We start from the raw sequence: 21,929 nt of genomic DNA, 5'->3' as shown, positions 1-21,929 counted from the left end.
TGCTGCTTGTGCCTGGAGCGGAGCTGGATGAGCTGATCGTCGCGGACGCCGATGCCCTGCGGGCGTGGCTGGCCGCCAACCACACCACCTCGCCCGGGGTCTGGCTGGCGCTGGGGAAGAAGGGCGGCACCGTCACCACGCTGACCTGGCAGCAGGCGGTCGACGAGGCGCTGTGCGTCGGCTGGATCGACGGGCAGGCCCGCAAGGGCGACGCCGAGATCTCCTGGATCCGCTACACCCCGCGCTCGCCGCGCAGCGCCTGGTCGCAGCGCAACGTCACGCACGTGGCCCGCCTGGAGGCGCAGGGCCTCATGCGGCCGGCGGGCATCGCCGCGGTCGAGGCGGCGAAGGCGGACGGGCGGTGGGCGGCGGCCTACGCACCGCCCTCCGAGGCGGAGGTGCCGCCCGACCTGGCCGCCGCGATCGCCGCCGAGCCGCAGGCCCAGGCCATGTTCGACGTGCTCACCAAGACCAACCGGTTCGCGCTCATCTACCGGGTCAACGCCGTCAAGCGGGCCGAGACCCGCTCGCGCAAGATCGGCGAGTTCGTGGCGATGCTGGCCCGGCACGAGACGATCTACCCGCAGAAGGCCCGGCCGGAGGCGACACCACCCGGGTGACACCCGGCGCTTCCGGCAGACTCGGCCTCGCCGGCGGTCTCGGTCTCGGTCCCGGCGCTTCGGCGGTCTCGGCTCTGCTGTGGTTTCGGCTCGTCCCCGCTCAGCCCAGGGCCATGCCCGGTTCGTCTTCGGGCAGGCCGGGGCGGGGGGCGGGGATGCGGTACTCCTCGGTCAGTTGCGTCATCGGCCCCGGCCAGGCCGCCTGGGCGACCTCGAGCACCTTGTGGTCCTCGTCGTAGGCGACGTGCAGGAGTACGAGCACCGGGGTGTCCGGCCGGATCTGCAGCAGCTCGGCCTCCTCGCGCGAGGGCAGACGGGCGCTGACCTGGTCGCGGGCGCTGGCGTAGCGCCGGCCGAGCTCGTCCTCCACCTCCTGGTAGAGCGGCCGGTCGAAGATGTCGGGCCGCTCGATCGAGGTGCCGCGGACGTCGTTCGGCCGAAACCAGGACGCCCCGACCTCGACCGGCGAATCCCCGGTCCGCACGAGATGCCGCCGAACGAGCAGCGGCGCCCCGGCATCGAGCCCGAACGCCTCCGCCACCTCGGCCGGCGCCGGCATCTGCGCCACGATCATCAGATGCTGCCGGTACCGGGCCGCGAGCTCCGCGTGGTAGCCGCGCTGCGAGCCGTAGCGGCCACGGGAGAGCCGGTTCATCCGCCGCTTGGTGCCGCGCACGAACGTCCCCGACCCCGGCCGCGTGATCAGCAGGCCCTCGATCCGCAGCTGGTCGATGGTCCGCTGCACCGTCTGCTTGGCCACCCCGTACTGCGCGGCCAGGGCCGGAATCGACGGCAGCCGCTCACCGGGCGCCCAGTCCCCGCGCTGGATCTGCGCCCGGATCTGCGCCCCGATCTGCCGATGCGGAAACTCGGCGGCCCCCGGATTGATCGTCATGGGGCCTAAACTAGCCTCCTAGGACGCTCTAGGCAACGTGTTCGACCAAATTGCCGGCAACTCGCCTGATGGCAGCGGCAGCCGGTCAAACGCAGCGAGTACCTTGCCTCGTGGCCTACTTCGCGGATCTGACGCCCTACATGTATGGGGACTCCGACCACGACACCGTCGGGTACGGACGGGGCAATGTGCGTTACCGTCCGCGGTACGAGCGGCTCAACGTCGGCTGGCTGGACGCGTCGCAACCGTTCGGCCGGGGTGCGGTCCCGGACTGGTTCGCTGACGCGCTGCTCGACGTCGTCGGCCACCCGCCGGTCAACGAGTATCGCGGCCTCCACGACTGCGAGTTCTGCCCGCCGGACGCGAACACGATCGCCGATCCGCGGCCCGGCCGGGGCTGGCTGGCGTACTACGAGATCAGGGTCCCGGCCCGGCCGGGCGTGATGTTCGCGGCGCCGGCACTGGTCTGGCATTACGTCACCGCGCACGACTACCGGCCGCCGGTGGAGTTCGTCGACGCGGTGCGGCGCTACGACGCCGGCTGGGCCACCGAGCCAAGCCCCTGGATCCCGCCCGACGCGCAGCGCAGTCGCTGATAGAACGGCACCGCCGGGCAACCTGCGTCGTGACGATTCGGCGACCAGTCCAGCCGGTCGGAGGTTGGGGCCGGCGGCGGGGTGTCGCTTGCGCGTGAACCCGCCGCCGGCGCCCCGGTCCGGCTACTTGGCGTTGAAGTAGGACGCGTCCGGGTGGTGGATGATGATCGCGTCGGTGGCCTGCTCGGGCACCAGCTGGAACTCCTCGGACAGGGAGACGCCGATGCGCGACGGGTCGAGCAGGGCGACCGTCTTGGCCCGGTCCTCGAGGTCGGGGCAGGCCGGGTAGCCGAAGCTGTATCGGCAGCCGCGGAAGTCGGTCTTGAGCAGGCCCTCGAGGTCCTTCGGATCCTCGGCGGACATCGGCCGGCCGTCGGGCAGGACGAGCTCCTCGCGGACCCGCTTGTGCCAGTACTCCGCGAGCGCCTCGGTGAGCTGCACGGACAGGCCGTGCACCTCGAGGTAGTCGCGGTAGGCGTTCTCGGCGAACAGCTTCGCGGTGTAGTCCGACACCGGCTGGCCGACGGTCACCAGCTGCATGCCGATCACGTCGAGCTGGCCGGCGTCGCGCGGCTTGAAGAAGTCGGCGATGCAGAGGCGGCGGTCGCGGCGCTGGCGCGGGAAGGAGAAGCGGGCCCGCTCGCTGTGCCCGTTCTCGTCGAGCACGACGAGGTCGTTGCCCTCGGAGTAGCAGGGGAAGTACCCGTAGACGACTGCCGCTTCGAGGACCCGGTCGGCGGCCAGCCGGTCCATCCAGTACCGCAGCCGCGGCCGCCCCTCGGTCTCGACGAGCTCCTCGTAGGAGGGTCCGCCGTCGCCCCGGGCGCCGCGCAGCCCCCACTGGCCGAGGAACGTGGCCCGCTCGTCGAGCAGCGCGGCGTAGTCGGCCAGCGGGATGCCCTTGACGACGCGGGTGCCGAAGAACGGCGCCTTCGGGACCGCGTTGTCGTAGGTGATGTCGGACTTCACCGAGGCGTCGTCGAGGCTTGGCAGGTCCTCGCGGACCTCGACGGTGCGGGCCCGGCGCTCGCGGCGGGCGGCCAGGGCGGCCTCCCGCTCGGGGTCGATGGCCGGGGCGCCGCCGCGCTTGGCCGTCATGACCCGGTCCATGAGCGCGAGGCCCTCGAAGGCGTCGCGGGCGTAGTGGACGTCGCCGTGGTAGAGGGCGCGCAGGTCGTCCTCCACGTAGGCGCGGGTGAGCGCGGCCCCGCCGAGCAGGACGGGCCAGCGCTCGGCCACCCCGCGGATGTTCATCTCCTCCAGGTTCTCCTTCATGATCACCGTGGACTTGACCAGGAGGCCGGACATGCCGATCGCGTCGGCCTGCTTCTCCTCGGCCGCCTCGATGATCGCGGAGATCGGCTGCTTGATGCCGATGTTGACGACCTCGTAGCCGTTGTTGGACAAGATGATGTCGACGAGGTTCTTGCCGATGTCGTGGACGTCGCCCTTGACGGTGGCCAGGACGATGCGGCCCTTGCCGGCGTCGTCCTCGGCCTTCTCCATGTGCGGCTCGAGGTAGGCCACGGCGGTCTTCATGACCTCGGCCGACTGCAGCACGAACGGCAGCTGCATCTGGCCGGAGCCGAACAGCTCGCCGACGGTCTTCATGCCGTCCAGCAGCACGTCGTTGATGATCGCCAGGGCGCTCATCCCGGTCAGCGCTTCGTCGAGGTCGGCCTCGAGGCCGTTGCGCTCGCCGTCGATGATGCGCCGCTTGAGCCGCTCGTCGAGGGGCAGCGCGGCGAGCTCCTCGGCGCGGGAGGCCCGGGCCGAGGCGACGTCGACGCCCTCGAACATCTGGATGAACTTCTGCAGCGGGTCGTAGCCCTCGCGGCGCCTGTCGTAGATGAGGTCGAGGGCGACCTCGCGCTGCTCGTCGGGGATCCGGCTCATCGGCAGGATCTTCGACGCGTGGACGATCGCGCTGGTGAGCCCGGCCTCCTGACACTCGTGCAGGAAGACCGAGTTGAGCACCTGACGGGCGGCCGGGTTGATGCCGAAGGAGACGTTGGAGATGCCGAGCGTGAAGTTGATCCCCGGGTACAGCCGGGTGATCTCCCGGATCGCCTCGATCGTCTCGATCCCGTCGCGCCGCACCTCCTCCTGGCCGGTGGTGATCGGGAAGGTGAGGCAGTCGACGAGGATGTCGGAGACGTGCATGCCCCACTTGCCGGTGAGGTCGTCGATGAGCCGGGTGGCGACGCGGACCTTCCACTCGGCGGTGCGGGCCTGGCCCTCCTCGTCGATGGTGAGGGCGACGACGGCCGCGCCGTGCTCCTTGACCAGCGGCATCATCCGGGCGAAGCGGGAGCCGGGCCCGTCGCCGTCTTCGTAGTTGACCGAGTTGACGATGCAGCGGCCGCCGAGCATCTCCAGGCCGGCCGCGATGACCTCGGGCTCGGTCGAGTCGAGCATGATCGGCAGGGTGGAGGCGGTGGCGAACCGGCCGGCCAGCTCCCGCATGTCCTGGGCGCCGTCGCGCCCGACGTAGTCGACGTTGAGGTCGAGCATGTGCGAGCCGTCGCGGGCCTGCTGGCGGGCGATCTCGACGCAGGCCTGGTAGTCGGCGGCGAGCATCGCCTCGCGGAACGCCTTGGAGCCGTTGGCGTTCGTCCGCTCGCCGACCATGAGCACGCTGGCGTCCTGGTGGAACGGCACGTGGTGGTAGATGCTCGCGATGCCCGGCTCGATCTGCGGGGTGCGCCCGACCGGAGCCTGGGCCCCGAGCCGGGCGGCGACGGCGCTGATGTGCTCCGGTGTGGTACCGCAGCAGCCCCCGACCAGCCCCGCGCCGTACTCGAGCACGAAGCGCTGCAGCGCCTCGGCCAGCTCCGCCGGGGTCAGCGGGTAGTAGGCGCCGTTCGAGGTCAGCTGGGGCAGCCCGGCGTTGGGCATCACCGACACGGGGATCGTCGCGTGCTGGGCGAGGTAGCGCAGATGCTCGCTCATCTCGGCGGGCCCGGTCGCGCAGTTGAGCCCGATCAGGTCGATGCCGAGCGGCTCCAGGGCGGTCAGCGCGGCGCCGATCTCGGAGCCGAGCAGCATCGTGCCGGTCGTCTCGACGGTGACGTGACAGATGATCGGCACGGTGACGCCGGTGGCGGCGAACGCCCGCTGCGCGCCGATGATCGCCGACTTCGTCTGGAGCAGGTCCTGGCAGGTCTCGATGATCAGCGCGTCGGCGCCGCCCTCGATCAGCCCGGCGGCGTTGTCGAAGTACGCGTCGCGCAGGGCGGTGAACGGGGCGTGCCCGAGCGTCGGCAGCTTGGTGCCGGGGCCGATCGAGCCGAGCACGAAGCGCGGCCGGTCCGGCGTGCTGTGCGCGTCGGCCGCCTCGCGGGCCAGCCGGGCGCCGGCCTGGGACAGCTCGCGGATGCGCGACTCGATGCCGTATTCGCCGAGGTTGGCCAGGTTTGCGCCGAACGTGTTCGTCTCGACGGCGTCGGACCCGGCCGCGAAGTACTCCTCGTGCACGCCGCGGACCACGTCCGGGCGGGTCACGTTGAGGACCTCGTTGCAGCCCTCGTGCCCCTCGAAGTCGTCGAGGGTGAGGTCGGCCGCCTGCAGCATGGTGCCCATCGCCCCGTCGGCGAGCAGGACCCGCTCAGCGAGCGTCTTCAGTAGATCCGGCATACCCCAAAGGCTATCGGGCCTTCTTAGGTGAATCTTCTCCGGGCGTACGCGATTCCCGCCACGTATCGGTACCGGTCTCCCGCTGGCTGGGAACGTCGGGGTTCTCGGTCACGCTTTTGCCGGCCGGCTCCAGCGCCGGCGCCTCCCCGCGGCCGAGCGGCGTGACGAACTCGTCGTGCGGGACGCGCCAGAAGACGGCGGCGACGAACAGCAGCCCAACGACCATGATCAGCAGCGGGGTGACCGAGCCGGTCGGCGGGTGCCAGTCGCCCTTGAGCGGGTTGAACCAGCCGACCCCGGCGTTCGTCGGCAGCCCGCGCTGCCACCGCACCATGGCCCAGACCAGCAGCACCAGGTGTACCGGGAGCAAGAAAATTGTCATCGTCCGGGCGACGGTCCGGGCCTGGGCCGCGTCGAAGAGCCGGCGCTCCAGGGTCCACGCGGCCAGCAGCGGCAGCCCGGCCAGCAGCGGCAGCATGTACCGCCCGTTGATGATGAAACCGGTCATGTTGGCCTGGGTCACCTGCAGGAACCCGGGCAGCGCGACCCCGCCGAGCAGGATGACGAGGTATCGCCAGCGCATGGTCCAGTCGCCGAACATGCCCCCGAGGACGACGAGCCCGCCGACGATCAGCGCCCATACGAGGTAGAACGGCGACCACAGGAGCACGTCGAACCAGCCGGCGACGCCGATCATGCCCTCGAGGTAGATCCACCAGCTGTTGATGTAGATCGCGATGGCTTCCCCGGTCTTGAACTCGTACAGCCCCGGCGGCGGCGGCACGAGCTCACCGGTCTTCATGCCGACGATCCAGGCGGCCGAGAGCACCGCGGCCAGCACGACCCCGGCGGTCCACAGCTTGACCCGCAGCAGCCGCCAGTACTCACGCAGCCACCCCCACCGGACCGGCACGGCGAGCGCGAAGAAGGCGAACGCGAACCAGGCCGGCCCGGCCGAGCGCAGCGTCAGCAGCAGCACGGAGCTGATCCCGAGCAGCGTCACCAGGGGCCGTTTGGCCACGAGGTCGGGCGGTTCGAGCAGCAGCGGGATGCCGGCGGCGAAGAACGCGATCCCGGCCGCGATCTCCACCGAGTTCGGGTTCACCCCGCCGGCCAGGTGGGCCAGCATGGGCGTGGCCACGCCGAGCAGCGCCGCCGCCGTGAGCCCGTAGCGCGACCAGCGCAGCAGCGACACGAACGCGGAGGCGAGCAGCGCGGCGCAGATGGCCGAGCTGATCAGCCGGGCCACGACCAGCCCGCCCCAGTTCGGCAGGAGCCGCAGCGGCACCCCGACCGCGAAGTAGTACAGCGGGTTGTACCGCCCGGCGCTGGTGGGCACCTCGCCGATCGGCCCGCCCCGGAGCCCGGCCGCACAGGCCGCGCTGACCTGGGGCTTGAACCCGAAGCACACGGCGTGCGCCTGCATACCCTCCGGAACCCGCTGATATGCCCCCATACCGGGCTTTTCGAACGCGTCAGGCACCACCGCGGGAGCCGCGAAGATCTGCCCCGGGTCGAACGAGGCGACCCCGGCGGCCCGGATGGTGTGCTGGACCTCGTCGGCGGGCCCGTCGAACGGCGCGGCGAAGCACCACGCGCCGAAGACCAGGAAAAACGCCGAGAAGGCGAGCAGCCAGGACCTGCGTCCGTTTCGCATTCCCGGATGCTATCGGGAGATCTTGTGAACCCTGCTACGGGGCGTGACAGATCACCCGAGCCCCGTCGCGCAGGGTTACCGGGGTGTATCCATTCTCATCTGGGTCGCTCCCGCGAGGCTGGCAAGCCATTGCGCGGGCATCCACGTAGGCTGGGACCGTGACCGAGTTCGACGGCCTGCCCGTGTTGCGCTCCCCTGTCGCGATTGCCGCGTTCGAAGGGTGGAACGACGCTGCCGATGCGTCGACCGCCGTCGTCGAGCATCTCGAGCAGGAGTGGGGTGCGGAGACCATCGCCTCGCTCGACCCCGAGGACTTCTACGACTTCCAGGTCAACCGGCCCACAGTGGTCATGTCCGACGGCGAGACCAGGCGCATCGAGTGGCCCACGACCCGGTTCTCGGTGGCCCGCCCGCCGGAGGCCGAGCGCGACATCGTCCTGATCCGCGGGATCGAGCCGAGCATGCGCTGGCGCACGTTCTGCGAGGAGGTCCTCGAGGTCTGCCACTCCCTCGAGGTGAGCCGGGTCGTCCTCCTCGGCGCGCTGCTCGCCGACGTGCCGTACACCCGAGCCCTGCCCGTCAGCGGTTCGGCGCCGTCGGGAGCGTCGGCGGAGACCATCGAGCGCCTGGGCCTCATCCCCACGCGTTACGAGGGCCCCACCGGCATCGTGGGTGTCCTGCACGACGCCTGCCTGCGCGCGGACCTCGAAGCGGTGTCGTTCTGGGTGCACGTGCCCCACTACGCTAACAACCCGCCGTGCCCGAAGGCCACCCTCGCCCTGCTCCACCGGGTCGAGGAGATCCTGGACATCCCCGTGCCCACCGGCGACCTGGCCAAGGAGTCGGCGGAGTGGGAGGAGCGGCTCAAGCAGGCCGCCGAGCAGGACGCCGAGCTGGCCGAGTACGTCCGTGAGCTGGAGGAGCGCTCCGGCGACGCCGGCCTGCAACCCCTCTCCGGCGACGAGATCGCCCAGGAGTTCGAGAAGTACCTGCGCCGCCGCGGCGGCCAGGCCGGGCCCTCGGCCACCGGCGCCTGGTAGCGGCCCGGCCGCCGGATTCAGGCGGTCCGGACCTCGGCCAGGCGGCGCACGGCGTAGTCGTCACCCCAGCAGACGGCGGCCTCCCAGGCCGCCGACGCCTGCCCGGCGACGTCGAGCGCGGCGTCGTCGAGCCCGGCCGCGTTGCCCGGCAGCACCAGGTCCAGGTCGGGCACGTCGACGTGGGTCTCGTCCCAGTCGATGAGCGCGACCCGCTGCGCGGTCACCCGGACGTTGCCCGGATTGGCCGGATTGCCGTGCACGACACACGTCGGCCGCCCGGCGAGCCGCGCCCACGCGGCCCGGCAGCGGGCGACCGCCTCCGCGGGCATGGCGTCGAGGTCGACCCGCGTGCCGCGGACGACGTGCAGCAGGTCGCCGGACGAGCGCCACCCCGGCCGCTGCGGCCACCCGAGCGTCAGCCGGTGCAGCTCCCGCAGCACGTCGGCCACCCGCCGCCAGTCGCCGGCCGTCGTGGGCGGCCCGCCCTCCACGAACGTCATCACCACCAGCCCACCGGCGAACAGCCGCCCGTCCGCGGTGGGGATCGGCACCGGCACCGTCAACCCCGAGCGGTCCAGGTGCTCCAGCAGCCCGGTCTCCCACGCGAGGTCCGCGTCGCTGCGCGAGCCCAGCCGACCGACCGCGAGCCGGCCCCCGACCCGCACGCTCCACACGTCGTTGGCGACACCACCGGCCAGCCGCTCGACCCGCTCGGCGTCCGCACCCCACTGCCCGAGCGCCTCCCACCCCATCGACTCACGATATGGCACGTCGTATAGACGCCAGTCGCGGGTAACGGCGCCGAACCGGGGCTACAACGGCCGGATGGACCTCATCGCCAGTGCGGACGTCGCCGCCGACAACATCCTCGACTACTCCGTCACGCCCGCCGCGCAGTCCTACGTCATCGGTGAGCACATCGTGCGGATCCCGCGCTGCCGGGTGCTCGCCGTCGCCTGCCTGTCCGACGTGCGGCCGCCCGCCTACCCGTTTCCGCAGGTGCCCTCGGCGCCGGGGCACTACTCGGTGGCCGCGCACTCGTTCGTCGGGTTCCGCCACGGCGGGACCGGGGCGTGGGAGTACGCGGCCGGGTCGCGGGCGGAGCACGACGACTGCACGGCGGTGAGCTTCCGGGTGTACGTCGGGCAGGGCTGGGCCGGCGTCAACGGGCTGATCTTCCAGACGGGTCCGGTGCTGCCGCGATACGCGACGGCGACGCTCGAGCACTACCGGCTCGTCTTCGACGCGATCACCGGTGCGATCCGCTTCACGCTCACCGTGTCGCGGACCGAGGACGCCGAGGACGCGGACCTGGACGTCGACGGCTACGCGCTGGCCGCCGCCCGGGAGATCGCGCCGGACGGCGTGCAACTGCGTGTGCGGCCCCTGGAGCGGCCGCTGCCGGCCGGACGGCACTACCGCGTCGACACCGCATCCGGCGCCGTCGTCGAAGTCGTCCCGCGCGAGCCGAAGGGACGTTAGACCGGCACGCCCCAGCGGACCAGGACGCGGTCGGCCCGCTGCGGGTCGACGAGCACCGCCACCCGCTGCCCGACGCCGGCCTGGGCCGAGGCGTGCAGCGGCAGCATCGTCTCGGTCGTGACCGGGTACGGCGGCCGGCCCCCGTGCTCCACCAGCAGCGTCAGCCGCACCAGCGGCACCATGTTGATCCGGGTGCCGGTGTCGGCCAGCGCCAGCACCGTCGCCGCGCCCGGGGTGCCGGTGCGCTGCAGCTCCAGGTCGGCGGTCTGGGTCTGCAGCGACAGCTGGGCCTGCTGCATCTGGGCCATGCCGGCCCGCATCTGCGCGGCCGGGTCGTAGGTGCGGCTGATCTCGTTCGCCTGCTGCTGCAGCCGGCGGACGTCCTTGAAGAAGCCCACGGTGCTCAGACCTGGCCGAACAGGTTGCCGTAGTGCACGGCCAGCTGCATGTCGCCGCGCATGCGGGCCGGCCAGCCGGTCGCGGCCTCCTGCCACGCCTGCGCGGACACGCCGTAGCTCTGCGCCTTGAGCACCAGCCCGTCGGCGTTGAGGCCCTCCTGCGAGGCGGCCTTCGAGATCCGGGCGTACATGGTGAGGTCGACCCCGGCGATCGGCGCGAGGCGCGGGTCGCCGGCGGCGATCCCACCGGCCGGCGCGCCCGGCGCGAAGCCGTAGCCGGCGGGCATGCCGTAGGACGCCTGCGCCTGCGCCGCGTACGCCTGGGCGGCCGCGCTCGTCTGCTGCGCCTGCGCGATCATGTCCGGCGCCGCGGCGACGACGTTACGCATGTCCTTGAACTGCTTGAAAAGGCCCATGATGTATGTATTCCTCTAAGAGTCATGCCGGTCGTTCGGTGTCCGGTCTGACGTTAGAGATCCCGCGCCGGGCCCGGCGTCGGGAAACAGATCACCGCAGTGTCGTCAACCCGCGGGTTCAGTCCTGGACGTAGGTGGCGAGGAAGCGCCCGAGGCGGGCCACCGCATCCTGCAGGTCGGCCACCCGCGGCAGCGTGACGATGCGGAAGTGGTCCGGGTGGTGCCAGTTGAAGCCGGTGCCCTGCACGACCAGGACCTTCTCCGACTTCAGGAAGTCCAGCGCGAACCGCAGGTCGTCCTTGATCGGGTACACCTCGGGATCAAGGCGAGGGAACATGTAGAGCGCGCCCCGGGGCTTCACGCACGAGACGCCGGGGATGGCGTTGAGCATCTCCCAGGCGATGTCGCGCTGCGCCAGCAGGCGCCCGCCCGGCAGGACCAGGTCGTTGATCGACTGGTAGCCGCCCAGCGCCGTCTGCACCGCGTGCTGCGTCGGGACGTTGGGGCACAGCCGCATGTTGGCGAGCACGTCGAGCCCCTCGATGTACGAGGTCGCGTGCGACTTCGGCCCGGCCAGCACCATCCAGCCGGTGCGGAAGCCGGCGACCCGGTACGCCTTGGACAGCCCGTTGAACGTGATCGAGAACAGGTCCGGCGCGACGGCGGCCGTGGAGACGTGGGTGGCGCCGTCGAAGAGGATCTTGTCGTAGATCTCGTCGGAGAAGACGATCAGGTTGTGCCGGCGGGCGACCTCGGCGATCCGCTCCAGCATCGCCCGGCTGTACACGGCGCCCGTCGGGTTGTTCGGGTTGATCACGACGATCGCCTTGGTGCGCGATGTGACCTTGGCCGCGATGTCGTCGACGTCGGGCATCCACTCGTTGGATTCGTCACACAGGTAGTGCACGGGCCGCCCGCCGCACAGCGAGACCGACGCGGTCCACAGCGGGTAGTCGGGGGAGGGGATCAGCACCTCGTCGCCGTTGTCGAGCAGCGCCTGCAGCGCCATGACGATGAGCTCGGAGACGCCGTTGCCGAGGTACACGTCCTCGATGTCGACCCCTGTGACGTCCTTCTGCTGGTAGTACTGCACCACCGCGCGCCGGGCCGACAGCAGGCCCTTCGAGTCGCCGTAGCCGTGCGCCGCGGGCAGGTTCAGGATGACGTCCTGCAGGATCTCCTCCGGCGCCTCGAAGCCGAACGGCGCCGGATTGCCGATGTTGAGCTTCAGGATGTGGTGGCCGTCGGCCTCCATGCGCTTGGCGGCGGCCATGACCGGTCCGCGGATGTCGTAACAGACGTTGGCCAGCTTCGCGGACTGAGTCACCTGCATGCACGCACCCTACGGCGGCCCGGCGGCCCGGGCGGTAGCCACTTCCCAGCATGTGGCCCGGCGCTCGGCCGCGAGCAGCAGCCGCGAAAAACGGCGAGGCGGCCGACTGCCCGAAACGGCGGACATCGGTACGATTCGCGCTAGTAAAACTGGGGAGGGCGCGTGCAGGGGTTCGGTGAACTGGAAGCGGCGCTGATGGAGCTGCTGTGGCGGCGGGACCGCCCGACCACCGTCCGGGAGGCGATGAGCGAGCTGCGGTGGCACCGCGACCTGGCGTACACCACGGTGATGACGGTCCTGGACACCCTGTTCCGCAAGGGCTGGCTGACCCGCGAGCCGGACGGCCGGGCCTACCGGTACGTCCCCGCGCTCACCCGCGACCAGTACGTCGCCCGGACGATGCACGAGGCCCTCGTCGACAGCGGTGACCGGCTCGAGGCGCTCACGCACTTCGTCGGGAGGATGACGCTCGACGAGGCGGCGGCGCTGCGGGCCGCGCTGAGCACGTTCGAGCGCCGGATCGGCGGGCGATGAGCCCGCTGCTGCTCGTCGCGTTCGGCACCGCGCTCGCCCTGGTCGCGGCGCCCCGGCTGGCCGCGGCGGGCTGGGTGGCCCGCTCGCCCCGGCTCGGCGTTGTCGCCTGGCTGGCCCTGAGCGCGGGCGTGCTGCTGTCGGCGCTGCTGGCCGGGCTGACGCTGGTGCTGTACTGGGACTGCGCCCACGACCTCGCGGCCGGCGCCTGGCACTTCTGCCTCGACGCGCTCCTGGGCCGCCAGGACCGCCGGGCCCGGGCCATCGCGCTGGCCGGCCTGGCCGCACTGGTGCTGCTCGGCGCCCGGCTGGGCCTGAGCACCGCCCGGCTCTACACGACGCACCGCTCGCTGCGCAGCCGGCTGCGGCTGCTGGTGCGGGCGGCCGGGACGAGCCACGCGGTGCCCGGCGCGACGGTGGTGACCCACCCGGAGCCGGCGGCCTACCTGGTCCCCGGCCCGCGGCTGCCCGGCCGCCCGGCCGACATCGTCATCACGTCGGCCGCCGTGGACCGTCTGCAGGCCGAGGAGCTTTCAGCGGTACTCGCCCACGAGCGCGGGCACCACGAAGGCCGCCATTTCGAGGCGACCCGGTGGATGCGCATGCTCGCGCAGGCGTTCCCGGGGGCCGTGTGCTTCCGGCTGGGCGCGCGCCAGGTGGACCGCCTGGTCGAGATGTGCGCCGACGACACCGCGGCCCGCACCGCCGAGCGCCTCGACCTCGCCCGCGCGCTCGTCGCGCTGGCCGGCTCGCCGGGCCCGGCGCCGGACCTGGCCCTCGACGGCGGCGACGCCCTCGAGCGCATGCACCGCCTGCTGGACCCGCCGCGGCCCCTGTCGCTGCTGCAGCGGGCCGCCGTCGCCACGCTCTGTGCGGGCGGGGTGACGACTCCGCCGCTGCTGGCGGTACTGGAGCGGACGTTCCTGGTTTTGTAGGCTTTTCGCGCATCACGGCCGCGCCGGCGTCCGACCAAGGGGTAGTTGGGCATTCCTGCCGGCGCGGCCGAGCCACAGAGTACTACTAGCGTCCGTCGTAGTGAACCCCTCAGCTGGACGCGATCGACAGGTCCGGGCCGTCGCCCGTGCTGAGCCGGGTGCCCTGCGCGAAGCTGGTGCCGAACTGCGCGCGCAGCGCGTCGAGCTCGGAGAACTCGGCGCTGTGCATCGACTCGCCGCCCTGGGCGGCGAACACGTGGTCGGACTCCTCGGCGTCGTGAGAGTAGTTGGTGAAGTCGGTCGACTCGAACCGCGAGCCGTCCGCGCCCTCGAACTCGACGTGCCTGCCGGTCTCGAAGTCGGTCGACTCGGCCGCGTTGTGGTCGGCCTCGTACACGCCGAACTGCGACTGGTAGTCCTGCTCGCCGCCGGTGGCCTGGTGCAGCTGCTCGAGCTCGCCCGACTCCTGGCCCATCGAGAACTCGCCGTACTCGCTCATCGCCGTATCCTCTTTCCCGGGTGTGGTCCCTGCTGTTGGTGAGCAACCTACTAGGCAGACTCGTAGAAGAGATCCCCCATTCGTGCCAGCACGCCCGGCCGCTACGAGTCGCCGTCGTATGTGGAACCGGCCGGCGGAGTGGGTACGGTCGGGGGCGTGCGATTCGTGATCATTGGAGCGGGCGCGGTCGGCGGTGTCGTCGCGGGCCGCCTGGCCGGCGCGGGCGCGGCCGTCGCCCTTGTCGCCCGCGGCGCCCACCTGGAGGCGATCCGCCGCGACGGTCTGCTGCTGCGTGAGGCGGGCGGCGACTCCCGCCACCACCTCCCGGCGTTCGCCACGCCGGCCGAGGTGGACTGGCGCGCCGGCGACGTGGCCGTGCTGGCCGTGAAGAGCAACTCCACCGAGTCGCTCCTGACCCGGCTGCCCCGCGACACGCCGGTGGTGTGCCTGCAGAACGGCGTCGCCAACGAGCGCGCCGCGCTGCGCCTGTTCCCCGACGTGTACGGCGTCTGCGTCATGCTGCCGTCCGCCCACCTCGAGCCCGGTGTCGTCGTGGCCCAGTGCGCGCCGATCCCCGGCATCCTCGACATAGGCCGCATCCCGGGCGGTGTCGACCCGCGCGCCGAGGCGATCGCCGCCCACCTCGTCGAGGCCGGCTTCGTCTGCGAGGCCCGCCCGGACATCATGCGCCGCAAGTACACCAAGCTCCTGATGAACCTGGGCAACGCCGTCGAGGCGCTGTGCGGCCGGTCCGAGGCGGCCGACGAGCTGGCCGCGCTCCTGCGGGCCGAGGGCGAGGCGGTCCTGCGCGCGGCCGGCATCGAATACGCCAGCGCGGCCGAGGACCGGGAACGCCGCGGTGACCTCTTGCAGCTGGTTCCGGTGGCCGGCCAGGAGCGGGGCGGCGGCTCGACCTGGCAGAGCCTGGCCCGCGCGACCGGCGAGGTGGAGGCCGACTACCTCAACGGCGAGATCGTCCTGCTGGGCCGCCTGCACGACACCCCGGCCCCGGCCAACGAGACCGCCCGCCGCCTGGTCATCGAGGCCGCCACCCGGGGCGCCGCCCCCGGCAGCATGCCCCCGGCCCAGCTGCGGGCGGCCATCGACGGGTCCGCCGGGCGCTGAGCGCCCGGCACCGCTGTCGGCTATCGGCCAGTGGTCGCCGCGGCGTGGTCTGCGGCCGTAATGTCTCTGGCAGAGATAGCTCTGGCAGAGGGGTTAGCGTCGTGGTCGACGAGGTGACGCCCACCGGGCGGACGATTCTGGGGTTCCTGGCCGCCCATCCGCGGTCCGGCTACGAGATCCGCGAGGCGGCCCGGCGGGCCGTCTCGTACTTCTGGGGGGTCAGCGACGGCCAGCTCTATCCCCAGCTCAAGCTGCTCGCCGCCGGCGGGCTGATCGAGGCCGTGGACGAGGGCGGCGGGCCGCGGGCGCGACAGGTGTGGCGGCTGACCGCGCAGGGCCGCCGGGCGCTGCTGGACTGGGTGCGCGCACCGTCGGCGCCGCTGCAGATCCGCGACGAGAACCTGGTGAAGATCCTGTTCGCGGCGCAGCTCGATCCGGGGGAGGCGCTGCGGCTCGTCGCCGAGCGGCGGCAGTACTTCCGCGAGTTCCGCGAGCACCTGGAGGCGGTCACGCCGGCCGCCGGCTGGAGCGCGCTGGAGCGGGCCGCGGCGCTGCCGACCCCGGACTTCATCCGCGGCCACGGCATCGGCTTCGCGCAGGCGGCGATCGACTGGTGCGACTCGCTCGAGGCCGAGCTGCGCCGCCGGAGCGCGCAGTGAGCGCCGCCCGGGTCCTTGCGACACTCGCCGGATACGCCCTCGTCGTCGGCGGCACCGTCGAGCTCGGCCCGCAGGCCGATACTCCGGTGCCCGGGCTCGGCGTGGCGCTGGTCGCCGCCGGGCTGCTGAGCTGGGTCCTGGTGTGGCGGCGACGCCGCAGCGGCGGGCGGGCGGTGGCCGTCACCGCCGCGCTCCTGGCCGTCCTGACCGGCCTGGCGGTCGCGGTGGCGCTGGTGCCGCCCGACCTCCCGGCGTCGGCCGCGGCCTCGGGGCTCAGCAACGCGCAGAGCGCCCGCACACCGGGCGAGCCGGAGCCGACCGGCTACCTCACGGCGTCGGACGGGACGAAGCTCGCCTACTTCGCCGACATCCCGGCCGATCCGGTGGCCACGCTCGTGTTCTACCACGGCTCCGGGGCCAACGCGGGCGCCGGCTACCTCGACTTCGGCCGGCAGCTCGCCGCGCGGTACGGGATCGCCACCTACCTCTTCGACATGCGCGGCCACGGCCGGTCCGGCGGCCGCCGGGGCGACGCCCCCAGCCCGCGGCGCATGTTCGCGGACACGCAGGCCGCGGTGGCGTTCGTGAAGCGGGCCCACCCGGCGCTGCCCGAGTTCGCCGGCGGCCACTCCGCCGGGGCCGGGCTGGTCCTCAACAGCGAGGACCGCATCGCCCGGGACCTCGCCGGCTACGTCTACCTCGCCCCCGACTTCGGCCTGCACTCCGGCACCGAACGCCGGTCCGGCGCCGCCAACTTCGTGACCCTCAGCCACCGGGTGCTGATCGCCGACGTCCTGAGCAACGGCCTGCTCGACGCCCACACCTACGCGGTGAGCTTCGCCTACACCCAGGAGGAGATCGACCGAGCCGGCCTGGTGAGCCGCTACACCCCCGCGATGGCGCTGGCCCAGGACGCCGGCGACAGCGCCACCGTCCTCGCCCGCACGCCCCAGCCCGTCGGCGTCTGGATCGGCGCCGACGACGAGGTCTTCGACGCCGCGAAGGTGACCGCGTGGGCCGCCCACGCCCCACTGGCGACCACCGGCGTCGTGGCCGCCACCGACCACCTGGGCATCATCGACCGCAGCGTCGACACCGTCGGCCCCTGGCTCGTCAGCCACGCCACCGCCGGGTAGCGGCGCTCGTCAGCAGCGGTGGGCCGGCGGCCGGGCGATCGCGGCAATGGGTGGTGCCGACGGTCAGGTGGGCTCGGCGAGCGTGAAGGTGCCGTAGGCGGTGTCCAGGCGGAACGGGCGGGTGCGGGTGTGGGCCTCGACCGGGCCGGCGCTGGGCAGGGTCCGGCGGTGGACGTGGGTGCTGACGAACAGGGTGCCGGTCAGGTCCGGCTCGTCGTGGGCGCGCTCCAGCAGGGCGAACACCCTGCGGCTGCTCGTGGCCAGCGGGCGGCCGGGTGGCGCGTGGAACGCCCAGCCGAACAGGCTCTGCCCGAGGCCGCGGGTGGTGATGACCGGTTCGAGGTCGCGGTACCGGAAGGTCGGACCGTCCGGGTCCGCCCGGCCGGCGAACGCGAGGTCGGCGCCGACGGAGAAGACGCGGGCCCGGTCGACGTCGGCCGGGCCGGAGACGTCGGCCGGCCACAGGCTCCGGGCGACCACGCCGGCCGTGGTCACGGTGACGACGTAGTCGGCCCGGGCGTACTGGCGCCGGCCCGGCAGCGGGTCGAGGTCGAACGGGAACTCGACGATGTCGAACGCGCGGCCGTCGAGGTCGGGGCGGCGCCTGGTCATGGCGGTCAGGTCGTTGCGGGTGAGGGGGTACACGGCCGGTCGGCCGAACCGCACCCCACCCTCGGCGGTCAGCCGGGGGCGGCCGTCCGGGCCCAGGGTCTGGCTCTGCGAGTACAGCGTCTCGTGCCCGGCGACGGCGTCGTCGGGCAGTGGTCCGCCGGGGATCTCGATCAAGGGTCAGTCTCCGGTCCCGTAGAGCGTGAACGGCAGCCACATCGCGGTGTCGTCGGCGAAGTCGGCGAGCAGGTCGCACAGCGCGGCGCGCAACGCCTCGTCGGTGCGCGCCCCGGCCCGCCAGCGCTCGAGGAACCCGTACGCCAGCCCCAGGGCGGCCTCCTCGACCACGCGGTGCTGGGTGAGCAGCAGCGCGCCCGCCCCCTCGACGAGGAACGCCCGGCTCACGCCGAGCACGCCGTCGCCGGTGACCGGGCCGGCACCGCTGTGGCAGGCGGAGAGGACGACAAGCGGCGAGTCGAGGCCGAGCCCGGCGATGTCGTCCAGGCCCAGCCGCCCGTCGTGGGCGTCCGACGGGGCCAGCGCGACGTACGACTCGGCGGCCGGCCGCGCCCCGTCGGCCGCCTCGGCGTGCGTGGCCAGGAAGACGACCCCGGCCGCCGGGCCGGCCTCGCGCAGCGCCGCGTAGCTCGCCGCGGCGCCGGTGCGCACGTCGCGGCCGGCCGCCGGGAACAGCGCGGCCACGTCGCCGAAGTGCCGCCGCGTCCAGGCCAGCGGGGCCAGCCCGGGCTTCGGCATGGGCTCGGGGTCGACCAGGGCGAGCAGGCCGCCGGCGCGGGCGTCCGGCCGCCGCCGGTCGAGCAGCCGGTCCACGAGCGACAGCGCGGGCACGGTGGTGAGGGCCCGCCGCTCGATCAGCCGGCCGCCGGCGCGGTCGGGCAGGGCCGCGAACGGCACCCGCAGCAGGAACAGGTGCGGGATGACGGTGACCGGTCCGTGGTCCGGCAGCAGCGGGGCGACCGGCCGCCACACGTGCTCGCCGAGCCGGTCGAGCAGCCCGGTGATCGCCGCTTCGACGGCGGCCACCTCGCCGGCCGCACACCCGGTGCGCCGCTCGATCAGCCGGTCGAGCTCGGCGACCGCGTCGCGCAGCGGGCCGGTCGGGACCGGATGGCGGTGGCAGCGGATCTCGCCGTCCGGCCGGATCACCCAGGTGACGAGCTCGTCCGGTCGCACGAAGTACTCCACCGCGCAGTGCCCGAGCCGGGCCACCGTCGCGCGGATCTCGGCCACGCCCGGGGCCGGGGCGGCGGCGTCCGGCGCGCCGAGCAGGTCGGCCGTGGCCCGGGCCCGGGCCAGCTCGGCCGCGACGAGCGCCTCCTCGACCGCACCCAGCTGGAGCAGCAGACCGACGAGCGCGTCGTAGAACTCCAGCGCGCCCTCGACGGCGAGGATGCGGTCCCGGTCCTGGTCGAGCAGCCCGCGCCACTGCTCCACGTAGCCGGCCAGCCGGGCGGCGCCGTCCCGGTTGCCGCCGCGCCGATCGGCCAGCGCGGCGAGGGGGTCGGCCCGGGTGAGGTACCGGCTCGACTCGGCGACCTGGAACGCCGCCGAGTGCACGGCGACCCCGGTCTCCATCTGCACGCGCAGCAGCAGGTCGAGCCCCGGCACCGCGGCCGCGTCGCGGTGCACGGCGTCGAGGAAGCGGGCCTCGGCGTCCTCGATCGCGCCGGGCGCCGCGGCCGCGAACCGCCCGTTGGCGAACATGCCGATCAGCCGGTCGCGGGCGGCCACCAGGTGCGCCACGGCGGCCACCGCGCCCGCACCGCCGGCCAGGGCCCGATCGGCGAGCGCGCTCAGCGTCTGCGGCGCCCGGGCCAGCCCGTCCGCCAGCGCGCCGATGGCCGCCGCGTCCTCGGGGTCGGGCCCGCTCGCCGGCCCGTCGGCCCGCCGGTGCAGCTCGGCCAGCAGGTCGAGGGACTCCCGCACGGCGGTGGTGAGCGGCGGGTACGCGGCGGCGACCCCGGCCGGCGCGCGCTGCGCGGCGGCCTCCAGGTAGGCGGCGAACGAGCCGAGCACGTCGTGCGCCTGCTCGAGGGTGCGGGCGATCGGCCTGATCGCGTCCTGCACCATCGCGGCCGACGAGAGCCGCCCGCGCATCACGACCGCGGCCCGCAGGTGCTCGAGCAGGCCCGGGTAGTCCCGGGTGGCGAACGCGACGTTGACCTGGTGGTTCAGCAGCAGCGCCAGCCCGATCGGATCCGGCTCGCCCCCGGCCAGCAGCGCGGCCGCCCGCCGCATCAGCGGCGCCGCCTCCGCCGCCCGCCCGGCCACCGCCAGATCCTGGCCCAGAAACCGCAGCGCATCGCGATCGTCAAGATCAAAATCCTGGATGGGGTACCGGTCAGCCGCCCGCCGCCACGCCTGGAACCCGGCCCCGCCGTCGACCCGTCCGACCCCGACGAGCAGGTCGAGCGCCGGCGCCAGCCGCGCCACCGTGTCCGGCCCGGTCATCACCAGTGCCGGCCCGGGCGCACCGGGCCGCGCCGGACCGCCCACCGCACCGGCCGCCCCGAGCATCGCCACCCACGGCCCCGCCGCGTCCGGGCGGGCGATGCGCTCCCGCAGCCGCTGCACGTCCCGCCCGCGCAGCACCCCGGCGAACGGCAGCCGCAGCTCGTCGCCGAGCGTCAACACCCCGCCGACCCGGTGCTCGCCGGGCTCGAAGCCGAAGTCGAGCGACGCCTCGTCGAACCGGATCCGCCGCCCGTCCACGGAGAAGTCGGGCAGCCCCTCGCGCCGGGCGGTGACACTGATCCGCGCACCCCTGACGTGCCCGGCCCGCTCGAGGTCCCGCCCGTTCCAGAGCACGATGGCGGACCCGGCCTCGTCCCGGCACCCGAGGGTGAACCCGAACCGCCCGCCCTCGTGCGGGCTGAGCACCAGCCGCCCGGCCAGCGCCAATCCCCGCTCGGTGGTGCCGGCGACGCGATAGAACGGAAAGTCCACGTCGAGCGCGGACTCGGGCGCGGCGTTGGGCAGCGCCCCGTCGGGCAGCTCGGGCTCGCCCCACGCACCCGGGTCATCGCCCAGGACGGTGCAGACGGCCCGGACGTACGCGACCACCGCCCGCGCCCCGAGCACGTGCACGATGTGCACCACCGGCTCACCGTCGAGGACCACCCCGTCGAACGTGTCCCACACCCCACTCGGATGCCCGGCCGCCGCCGTGAACCGGAAGACACCGCCGCCGCGCACCCATCGCCCCGCGAACGTGGACGGCGCAAACGGCTGCACCCGACCGTCCGCCCACCATGCGAGCTCCATCCCGTCAACCACGTTCCGCACGACCCGGGTCAGCCGCGCCGACCCCGAGAGCCGGAACCCCGCGCCCGGCCGCACCGGCTCCAGCACCTCGACCGACGACACCGCCAGCCGCACCCGCCCCTGCGGCCCACGCCCCATCACGGCTGCCAGTGAACCCGACAGCCGACCCGGAATCAGTCCGCCGATCCGGTGACGGTGTTGCCGAACCGGCAGAACTCCCGGCCGCCGCCGCGAGCATCTCGACGGCTCCACCGGCCGCTGACCCGCCGGCCTCCCGCCGCGGCGGCCCGGCAGCCTTCGAGCACCGCGGCGCCCGGCGGCGGGCGGTGGCCGCGAGTCGTGAGTTTGCGCACCTAACCGGGGTCGCCGGCCGCTGCGGCAACCAGGAGTTGGCAGGATCGCCGGTGTGGTGATGCAGGCGGTGCTCTTCGACATGGACGGGACCCTCGTGGACAGCGAGAAGGTCTGGGAGATCGGGCTCAGTGAGCTCTCCGAGCACCACGGGCGGGCGCTGTCGGCGCGGGCGCGGCGTGCGATGGTCGGGACGAACATGAGCGACTCGATGCGGATTCTGCACGCCGACCTCGGGCTGCCGGTGACGCGGGCGGCCATGGACGAGTCGGTGGTGTGGCTGGAGGAGCGGGTCAAGGAGCTGTTCCGCGGGGGCGTGCCGTGGCGGCCGGGGGCGAAGGAGCTGCTCGGCGCGCTCAAGGCGGCGGGTGTGCCGCTGGCCCTGGTGACGGCCACGCATCGGCATCTGGTCGACGTGGCGCTGCTGACGATCGGGGCCGAGCACTTCGACGCGATCGTGGCCGGGGACGAGGTCGACAGCACCAAGCCGCACCCGATGCCCTATCTCACGGCCGCGGCGATGGTGGGTGCCGAGGCGCGCAGCTGTGTCGCGGTGGAGGATTCCCCGAACGGCATCACCAGTGCGCGGGCGGCCGGGTGCGCCGTGCTGGCGGTACCATGTGAGGTCGCTCTTGATCCTGAAGGCGTGACGCTCGTCGGCTCACTGCTCGACGTCGACATCGACTTCCTGCGCAAGCTCGTCGCCTGACAACGGGCGCCCGCAGC

The 21,929-nt window shown here is 73.2% G+C and carries 20 protein-coding genes; 10 read left to right on the top strand and 10 right to left on the bottom strand.

Going from position 1 to position 21,929, the window contains the following annotated elements:
• Positions 1–8 precede the first annotated feature (8 nt).
• A complete protein-coding gene (locus Dvina_RS37120) occupies positions 9–620 on the top strand; it encodes a YdeI/OmpD-associated family protein (protein WP_223094140.1) in 612 nt (203 codons plus the stop codon).
• A gap of 100 nt (positions 621–720) precedes the next feature.
• Here the strand turns inward: Dvina_RS37120 and Dvina_RS37115 are convergent, their stop codons facing one another.
• The gene (locus tag Dvina_RS37115; protein WP_223094138.1) at positions 721–1,515 is read right to left on the bottom strand and encodes a GntR family transcriptional regulator; all 795 of its coding nucleotides are present in this window, start codon (positions 1,513–1,515) and stop codon (positions 721–723) included.
• A 110-nt stretch (positions 1,516–1,625) separates the two neighbouring features.
• Here Dvina_RS37115 and Dvina_RS37110 point away from each other — a divergent pair, with 110 nt between their 5' ends.
• Positions 1,626–2,111 carry a DUF7919 family protein gene (locus tag Dvina_RS37110; protein ID WP_223094136.1) on the top strand — a complete coding sequence of 162 codons (486 nt, stop codon included), beginning with the start codon at positions 1,626–1,628 and terminating at the stop codon, positions 2,109–2,111.
• Positions 2,112–2,234: 123 nt separating this feature from the next.
• Here Dvina_RS37110 and metH read toward each other — a convergent pair whose 3' ends face one another.
• Together metH and Dvina_RS37100 are read right to left on the bottom strand one after the other, a co-directional pair.
• Complete coding sequence (gene metH, locus Dvina_RS37105; RefSeq protein WP_223094134.1) at positions 2,235–5,747, bottom strand: methionine synthase; 3,513 nt, start codon at positions 5,745–5,747, stop codon at positions 2,235–2,237.
• Positions 5,748–5,757: 10 nt separating this feature from the next.
• Positions 5,758–7,404 (bottom strand): glycosyltransferase family protein, encoded by a 1,647-nt coding sequence (locus tag Dvina_RS37100; RefSeq protein WP_223094132.1) that lies wholly within the window; start codon positions 7,402–7,404, stop codon positions 5,758–5,760.
• A gap of 158 nt (positions 7,405–7,562) precedes the next feature.
• Here Dvina_RS37100 and Dvina_RS37095 point away from each other — a divergent pair, with 158 nt between their 5' ends.
• Positions 7,563–8,444: a PAC2 family protein gene (locus Dvina_RS37095; RefSeq protein ID WP_223094130.1), complete on the top strand. Its 882-nt coding sequence runs from the start codon at positions 7,563–7,565 to the stop codon at positions 8,442–8,444.
• 17 nt (positions 8,445–8,461) lie between these two features.
• On the opposite strand, the gene Dvina_RS37090 is transcribed toward Dvina_RS37095, so the two are convergent.
• A complete protein-coding gene (locus Dvina_RS37090) occupies positions 8,462–9,196 on the bottom strand; it encodes a phosphotransferase enzyme family protein (protein ID WP_223094128.1) in 735 nt (244 codons plus the stop codon).
• 73 nt (positions 9,197–9,269) lie between these two features.
• Here Dvina_RS37090 and Dvina_RS37085 point away from each other — a divergent pair, with 73 nt between their 5' ends.
• Positions 9,270–9,926, top strand: coding sequence for a hypothetical protein (locus Dvina_RS37085; RefSeq protein WP_223094126.1), 657 nt, complete (start codon positions 9,270–9,272; stop codon positions 9,924–9,926).
• Here Dvina_RS37085 and Dvina_RS37080 read toward each other — a convergent pair.
• The 3 genes from Dvina_RS37080 to Dvina_RS37070 form a co-directional block, all read right to left on the bottom strand.
• A complete protein-coding gene (locus tag Dvina_RS37080) occupies positions 9,923–10,324 on the bottom strand; it encodes a hypothetical protein (protein WP_223094124.1) in 402 nt (133 codons plus the stop codon). The genes Dvina_RS37085 and Dvina_RS37080 overlap by 4 nt on opposite strands.
• Positions 10,325–10,329: 5 nt before the next feature.
• Positions 10,330–10,740: a hypothetical protein gene (locus Dvina_RS37075; RefSeq protein ID WP_223094122.1), complete on the bottom strand. Its 411-nt coding sequence runs from the start codon at positions 10,738–10,740 to the stop codon at positions 10,330–10,332.
• A gap of 118 nt (positions 10,741–10,858) precedes the next feature.
• Entirely contained in the window at positions 10,859–12,073 is a 1,215-nt protein-coding gene (locus Dvina_RS37070; RefSeq protein WP_223094120.1) for a pyridoxal phosphate-dependent aminotransferase, read from the bottom strand.
• A 162-nt stretch (positions 12,074–12,235) separates the two neighbouring features.
• Between Dvina_RS37070 and Dvina_RS37065 the strand changes: the two genes are divergently transcribed.
• Both Dvina_RS37065 and Dvina_RS37060 read left to right on the top strand, forming a co-directional pair.
• A complete protein-coding gene (locus Dvina_RS37065) occupies positions 12,236–12,607 on the top strand; it encodes a BlaI/MecI/CopY family transcriptional regulator (RefSeq protein ID WP_246655570.1) in 372 nt (123 codons plus the stop codon).
• The gene (locus tag Dvina_RS37060) at positions 12,604–13,539 is read left to right on the top strand and encodes a M56 family metallopeptidase (RefSeq protein WP_223094118.1); all 936 of its coding nucleotides are present in this window, start codon (positions 12,604–12,606) and stop codon (positions 13,537–13,539) included. Before Dvina_RS37065 ends, Dvina_RS37060 begins: the two co-directional genes overlap by 4 nt.
• 109 nt (positions 13,540–13,648) lie before the next feature.
• Here the strand turns inward: Dvina_RS37060 and Dvina_RS37055 are convergent, their stop codons facing one another.
• Entirely contained in the window at positions 13,649–14,038 is a 390-nt protein-coding gene (locus Dvina_RS37055; protein WP_223094116.1) for a hypothetical protein, read from the bottom strand.
• A 156-nt stretch (positions 14,039–14,194) separates the two neighbouring features.
• On the opposite strand from Dvina_RS37055, the gene Dvina_RS37050 reads away from it, so the two are divergent.
• The 3 genes from Dvina_RS37050 to Dvina_RS37040 all read left to right on the top strand — a co-directional run bounded on the left by Dvina_RS37050 (position 14,195) and on the right by Dvina_RS37040 (position 16,958).
• A complete protein-coding gene (locus Dvina_RS37050) occupies positions 14,195–15,163 on the top strand; it encodes a ketopantoate reductase family protein (RefSeq protein WP_223094114.1) in 969 nt (322 codons plus the stop codon).
• 101 nt (positions 15,164–15,264) lie between these two features.
• Positions 15,265–15,822 carry a PadR family transcriptional regulator gene (locus Dvina_RS37045; RefSeq protein ID WP_223094111.1) on the top strand — a complete coding sequence of 186 codons (558 nt, stop codon included), beginning with the start codon at positions 15,265–15,267 and terminating at the stop codon, positions 15,820–15,822.
• A complete protein-coding gene (locus Dvina_RS37040; protein ID WP_223094109.1) occupies positions 15,819–16,958 on the top strand; it encodes an alpha/beta hydrolase in 1,140 nt (379 codons plus the stop codon). The genes Dvina_RS37045 and Dvina_RS37040 overlap by 4 nt, the downstream gene beginning before the upstream one ends.
• A 63-nt stretch (positions 16,959–17,021) precedes the next feature.
• Here the strand turns inward: Dvina_RS37040 and Dvina_RS37035 are convergent, their stop codons facing one another.
• Both Dvina_RS37035 and Dvina_RS37030 read right to left on the bottom strand, forming a co-directional pair.
• Entirely contained in the window at positions 17,022–17,744 is a 723-nt protein-coding gene (locus Dvina_RS37035; RefSeq protein WP_223094107.1) for a hypothetical protein, read from the bottom strand.
• A 3-nt stretch (positions 17,745–17,747) separates the two neighbouring features.
• Positions 17,748–20,990 carry a CHAT domain-containing protein gene (locus Dvina_RS37030; RefSeq protein WP_246656629.1) on the bottom strand — a complete coding sequence of 1,081 codons (3,243 nt, stop codon included), beginning with the start codon at positions 20,988–20,990 and terminating at the stop codon, positions 17,748–17,750.
• 283 nt (positions 20,991–21,273) lie between these two features.
• Between Dvina_RS37030 and Dvina_RS37025 the strand changes: the two genes are divergently transcribed.
• A complete protein-coding gene (locus Dvina_RS37025; protein WP_223105927.1) occupies positions 21,274–21,912 on the top strand; it encodes an HAD family hydrolase in 639 nt (212 codons plus the stop codon).
• Positions 21,913–21,929 lie beyond the last annotated feature (17 nt).

Origin of the sequence: Dactylosporangium vinaceum, from assembly GCF_019904175.1 — a bacterium.
GTDB lineage: Bacteria > Actinomycetota > Actinomycetes > Mycobacteriales > Micromonosporaceae > Dactylosporangium > Dactylosporangium vinaceum.
The sequence above is the reverse complement of the archived record's forward strand: the minus strand, read 5'-3'. Positions and strand labels throughout refer to the sequence as shown.

What these genes read in the sequence shown, in the direction of transcription:
- Dvina_RS37115 (WP_223094138.1), bottom strand. Translation starts at nt 1,515, where the DNA reads ATGACGATCAATCCGGGGGCCGCCGAGTTTCCGCATCGGCAGATCGGG.
- metH (WP_223094134.1), bottom strand. Translation starts at nt 5,747, where the DNA reads ATGCCGGATCTACTGAAGACGCTCGCTGAGCGGGTCCTGCTCGCCGAC.
- Dvina_RS37100 (WP_223094132.1), bottom strand. Translation starts at nt 7,404, where the DNA reads ATGCGAAACGGACGCAGGTCCTGGCTGCTCGCCTTCTCGGCGTTTTTC.
- Dvina_RS37090 (WP_223094128.1), bottom strand. Translation starts at nt 9,196, where the DNA reads ATGGGGTGGGAGGCGCTCGGGCAGTGGGGTGCGGACGCCGAGCGGGTC.
- Dvina_RS37085 (WP_223094126.1), top strand. Translation starts at nt 9,270, where the DNA reads ATGGACCTCATCGCCAGTGCGGACGTCGCCGCCGACAACATCCTCGAC.
- Dvina_RS37075 (WP_223094122.1), bottom strand. Translation starts at nt 10,740, where the DNA reads ATGGGCCTTTTCAAGCAGTTCAAGGACATGCGTAACGTCGTCGCCGCG.
- Dvina_RS37070 (WP_223094120.1), bottom strand. Translation starts at nt 12,073, where the DNA reads ATGCAGGTGACTCAGTCCGCGAAGCTGGCCAACGTCTGTTACGACATC.
- Dvina_RS37060 (WP_223094118.1), top strand. Translation starts at nt 12,604, where the DNA reads ATGAGCCCGCTGCTGCTCGTCGCGTTCGGCACCGCGCTCGCCCTGGTC.
- Dvina_RS37055 (WP_223094116.1), bottom strand. Translation starts at nt 14,038, where the DNA reads ATGAGCGAGTACGGCGAGTTCTCGATGGGCCAGGAGTCGGGCGAGCTC.
- Dvina_RS37030 (WP_246656629.1), bottom strand. Translation starts at nt 20,990, where the DNA reads ATGGGGCGTGGGCCGCAGGGGCGGGTGCGGCTGGCGGTGTCGTCGGTC.